The 4,490-nt window shown below is 43.8% G+C and carries 4 protein-coding genes and 1 pseudogene; all 5 read right to left on the reverse strand.

The genetic code is table 11. The features are described 5' to 3' along the window. Positions 1-2,459: type I-D CRISPR-associated protein Cas10d/Csc3 (gene cas10d, locus QUA45_RS27965; RefSeq protein WP_333223133.1), on the reverse strand; the 2,459-nt coding region annotated here is incomplete at its 3' end. Further along, positions 2,456-2,839: a DUF5615 family PIN-like protein gene (locus tag QUA45_RS27970; protein ID WP_333223135.1), complete on the reverse strand. Its 384-nt coding sequence runs from the start codon at positions 2,837-2,839 to the stop codon at positions 2,456-2,458. The genes cas10d and QUA45_RS27970, both read right to left, overlap by 4 nt. Next, entirely contained in the window at positions 2,836-3,096 is a 261-nt protein-coding gene (locus QUA45_RS27975) for a DUF433 domain-containing protein (RefSeq protein WP_333223137.1), read from the reverse strand. Before QUA45_RS27975 ends, QUA45_RS27970 begins: the two co-directional genes overlap by 4 nt. Beyond that, entirely contained in the window at positions 3,089-3,604 is a 516-nt protein-coding gene (locus QUA45_RS27980; protein ID WP_333100203.1) for a hypothetical protein, read from the reverse strand. Before QUA45_RS27980 ends, QUA45_RS27975 begins: the two co-directional genes overlap by 8 nt. Before the next feature lie 250 nt (positions 3,605-3,854). Next, positions 3,855-4,490: pseudogene (locus QUA45_RS27985) on the reverse strand (type I-D CRISPR-associated helicase Cas3'); the annotation flags it as partial.

Here is a 4,490-nt window from a genome sequence, read left to right on the forward strand (position 1 = left end):
ACAACGGTTTTTTCAAAATCTGCACCGCTAATAAAGGGCGGTACTGGCGACTCGGATGCAACTGTTTTGACATCGAGAATTAGCGGCAAAGCAAAAGCTAACCAAGTTGGCATTACCCAAGATTCGGTATCGGTGGCATCTTTTCCCGGTGGCAAAGCTAGGAAGAAAAAAGTCAGCGGTTGATTGTCGGGATAGCTGATCTTGAAAGTGCGATCGTCTTCTGCTTGCAAATTCTCCTGAATCAATAATGAATCAACTTGTTGATAATTGTCAAGGGTAAATTTGGCAATTTGTTTGTCAGTAATTAAATGCTTGCGAATGTCTGCATCAAATCTCGTCCTAGCAATCCAACTGTAAGCTTTCTGAAGAAATTTGTTTGTTTCGAGAGTAAAGAAATAAGCGGGATAAAGATAGAGATAGCGATATTTGCGCCCTTCAAAGTCTCCTCCTGTGGCATTGGTTTGATTCATCAAAATTTGTCTCAGCATGATTTCGATAGACCAAATCGAGCAAATTTGACGCTTGGCAGCTTGGGCGTTAAACAAAATTTGGCGGTTGCTGTAAACTTGGGGAGTAAATAAAGTCGCCGCCTCCATTTGTTCGGTCACAGTGTAAGCCGAACTCGACATCGCACAAACATTTTCGCGTCCTCTCCCTGTGATTTTTGCGGCACTGTAGCGCGCCAATTCTAGTAAAAATGGATCGGTTTCGGGTTTGACAACTGCCCCCGTCGGCAAGGAAACAATGCGGCTGACATAAGTCCGCAAATCCTTCCAGCCGTCGGGAATTTCAAACTTAGCGGCGAGGGGTTTGATGAAACTGGTTGCACATTCAACCATATTGCTTAAAACGTCGCGCAATTCAGCTTCATTCAATCCTTTATTTCGCTGCAAATACCGTGCAGCTAAGTAATACCAATCCAGAGGAACGCCACCTGTTTTTTTGAGAGATTGGATGGCTTTTAAAGCCGGGATTTCGTCAGCCAAACCCAAATGTTCTGCCAGTTTTTGAGTTAAATCTAATTCCGGCACATTTTGCCGTTTAGCTTTGGGCAGTTCTTTCTGAGAATTACTCAAGCGTTCTTGCCATTTATTCCAAATTCCCCGACACAGGATATCCCCAAATTCTGCTAGCCTATCAATCCGATAATCTTCGGGAAATTCTAGATTCAATTCACCGGGCAAATCCCCATCTTTTTGGAAACTTAGCAAGCTGTCGCTGCGCTTTTTGGCAGAGGATGCTTTGGTGCTGGTAATGAGCTTGCAAGCTGCGTCTATGCTAACTCCCATGAACTCGATTATATCAAAAAACAGCCAGTAGTATTCACCAAATTTAAAGCCTTTTCCGTCTCGACTAAATCCGGTTGTTTTGAGCTTCAATCTGTCGGCACAAAGGTTCTTTATTTTGGCGATTACGCGATCGGGAATTTCAGCAGTTTCGATAGCCGGTGCATTGGTTTTAGCTAGATAAACAGCACCATCTGGCAAATACAGCAGCGGCGTATAGAACTCGCTGGGATGAGCGTCCATCAGAGCATTGTTAATGATATTTGTCAATACTCCGCGATTGTCGGAGAGGGAGTGATAGCTAAACTTAAATAGATGATTGCTAATATTGGCAAGTAGTTCAGCTAAACTCTCTTTTTTGTCGCTAATCTCTTCCTTCGTTATCTCAATGTGAATTGGATATTTGATAACAGAGGCAAATAAGTCTGAAAGTCTGACTAAATTGGCTATAGTTCCCCTGATTCTACCATCGAGTTTAGGCTGCAATCCACGAATTGGCAGACCGCGATCGCTATCATATTTGACTCCGGCATTATTGCTCATCCACACAATATCATCAATATGATATTCCCAGTCCTCACCTAATAAACTATCTAATCCAAGTTGTTGAATTTTTAGAGCTACATAGTCGCGTCCAAAATTGGGGGCTTCGTCTTTTTTAGGTGGGTCTTTTCGCCAGTCTCGGTTTTGGAATCTTGCTTGATCATTATTTTTTAGCCATCCTGGATAATCGGGAAACTTATCAAAGTCGTGCAGGATGTACGATGCTACGAACAAAGCTATTTCAGTTTCACCGCAGTTGCGTTTAACTGGATTAGTTTCAGGTGTGTCTGTCTTGAGTTTCTTGAGAATTCGGTAAGTTGGGAATAAGCCGTTAAGCAGATGAGAAGTAAAGGATTGATCGTGTTTGCTGCGATCGACATTTTTGCCTTCGGCGCGCCTGTCTTCAGTAAATTGACCACCTTTGGCTGTGGCTCCAACTAACTCCTGGATCAATTTCGGCAAGACGTTTTCGGCGAAAGATGCTAGAAGGCGATCGCCCTCATTTCCTTCTGCTTCTCGAATTGCTTCTTTAAACAGTCGAACTGTCAAAAGTTCGTATTCTGCAGGGGTTTCACTGTCATCATCATCTGGAGAATGCAGCCATTTATAAAGTAGTTCATCTTCATTCATGATTCTGTTTCCTCTGGTTGAGTGGGTTGATATTCCTGTATCGTACCCTGTCGAATAATCCACAATTTCCCAAAAACTTCGGCTTGCTCTAATCCCAGGATTAACGTTTCTATTGCTTCTCTCCACTCTGTAAAATTGGCACGAGATGTTAGCCGAATTACAACAATTCCCGCATACTCAGATGGATTAAACCGCATTCGATTGCCAAAACCGCGATCGGCAGTAACTAAACATCTTTCCTCTTGACGACAAACATTAATCAGTTCCACATCGGGTGCTGAAGTCAAACCTTGGTTGGGTACTGTTTCTACGTCATGCCCTGCCAAACGTAAAAAGGTAACAACGCGAAGATCGACATTTTCATCTAGCTTTAACTTCACGTAGTTGCTTCCTCCTTTTTTCCTAATGGAATGTCGGTATAATAATCTCGCGTTACTTCGGCACCGTAAGCAATACAAGCGAATACATCGTCTCTTTCTATGCTGGGATATGCTTCTAGGATTTCCTCAACAGTCATTCCTCCAGCTAGGTAGTCAAGGATTAGGGAAACCCAAATCCGATGGCCGCGAATGCAAGGTTTTCCAAAACAGATATTTGGATCGATCGCAATTCGGGACAGTAAATTATCTCTAGTCATTGGTCTTCCTCCAGGTTTCGCGCAATTCATTTAAACAAATCCACTGGTCATTCTTTTTAACCTCGATGTACTCCCAGCCATTAGCTGAACTACCATTTACTTTTTCTGCCAAGGGACTCGGTTTATCAAAATCTTGTCCGCCGTAAACAATGGTTCCTTTCATGGAGATTTCCAGGCTATTGATATAGTCACGACCTAACTTTTTTGCCACCTCCCGCTTCAGTTTGACTCGCACGGGCATTCCTCGCTTGGTGATACCTGCATCAAATAGCTGAGTCAGCTTGACATGGGAGTTGTCTGCTTTCTCGTCAGAAATCTGACTGGCAAGTGCCAAATCGAGAGTTAACTGAGTTGGTAGTGTCTCCGGTTTACTCGACTGCTGGGGAACGGCTGTTCGATCGGGCTGTGACGGATTGATATTTAGGCGTTTGGGGAGCCATTCGAGAAACGAAGTCCTTAGCAGTTCAGGCATCTGAGAGATGTCGCTGTCGTTGAGATGAATATCCATAAGAAGTCTGTTGAGGTTGTTCCCATCGTGCCATCCTCTCCTGTGAAATGTCAAGTAGTTGCTATAGCCTTATGATGAAAGTGTCGCTATAGCCTTGTGTTGAGCGCAGTAACAAAATCGTGTATCGTATATGTATGGAGAAAGGTCGCAGTTCAGTGCTGCACTGGTAGAAATACCTAACAAATACCTCTCAGGGATTGAAACGCTATCGCCTTCTGATGTCGGGCAAAACCCTTTCTCCTCAATCTTTTCAGCATATCCACCCTTCATCCTGCTGCGGTTTCCAGTGCCAAATCAGCGTCTCCAGCAACAGCGCCGATCGCCCAAATGCTATGGTGTAATTTGCTTTACCATCAAACCGATCGCTCAAAGCATAGGCTTGGAAATGCACGGGCAATCCACACTTGGCTCGCAAAGTAGCGCGATCGCGATCGGAAACAAAGCACACCAACCCCCGGTTAGATAATTTGCGGCTAATCTCATTAGTTCCCCCTGTCACTTCCAAATCTTTGAGAATTTGCACCTTGCCGGATTTAGCAATCTCGCTGAGGTCATCTCGCGAGCAATAAAACTGCCAATCTTCTCGCAATTCCCGATATCCAGTCAATTTCAAATAACACAAAGCTTTCTCAAAGCGACTGACAGCTAACCCGGCTTTTTTAGCTCGCTCCATAAACTCGGCGCTTGTCATCAACTCAAAATGAAAGTTACTGAGTAAACTGGGGAGATTGTAAGTTTTAAACCTTTCTTTCTCAGGCTCGTCAGGATTAGTAGTGTCATAAATCCCGCAATCTAACTGGCTGATTCCTCGAAAACTTCGAGCCTCCTCAATAATTTTCTTTTTCTCTTTTTCCATACAGCGGAAAAGCTGCGCTCGCATCTGTTT

It is taken from the genome of Microcoleus sp. Pol12A5 (assembly GCF_036701435.1).
Taxonomy (GTDB): domain Bacteria; phylum Cyanobacteriota; class Cyanobacteriia; order Cyanobacteriales; family Microcoleaceae; genus Microcoleus.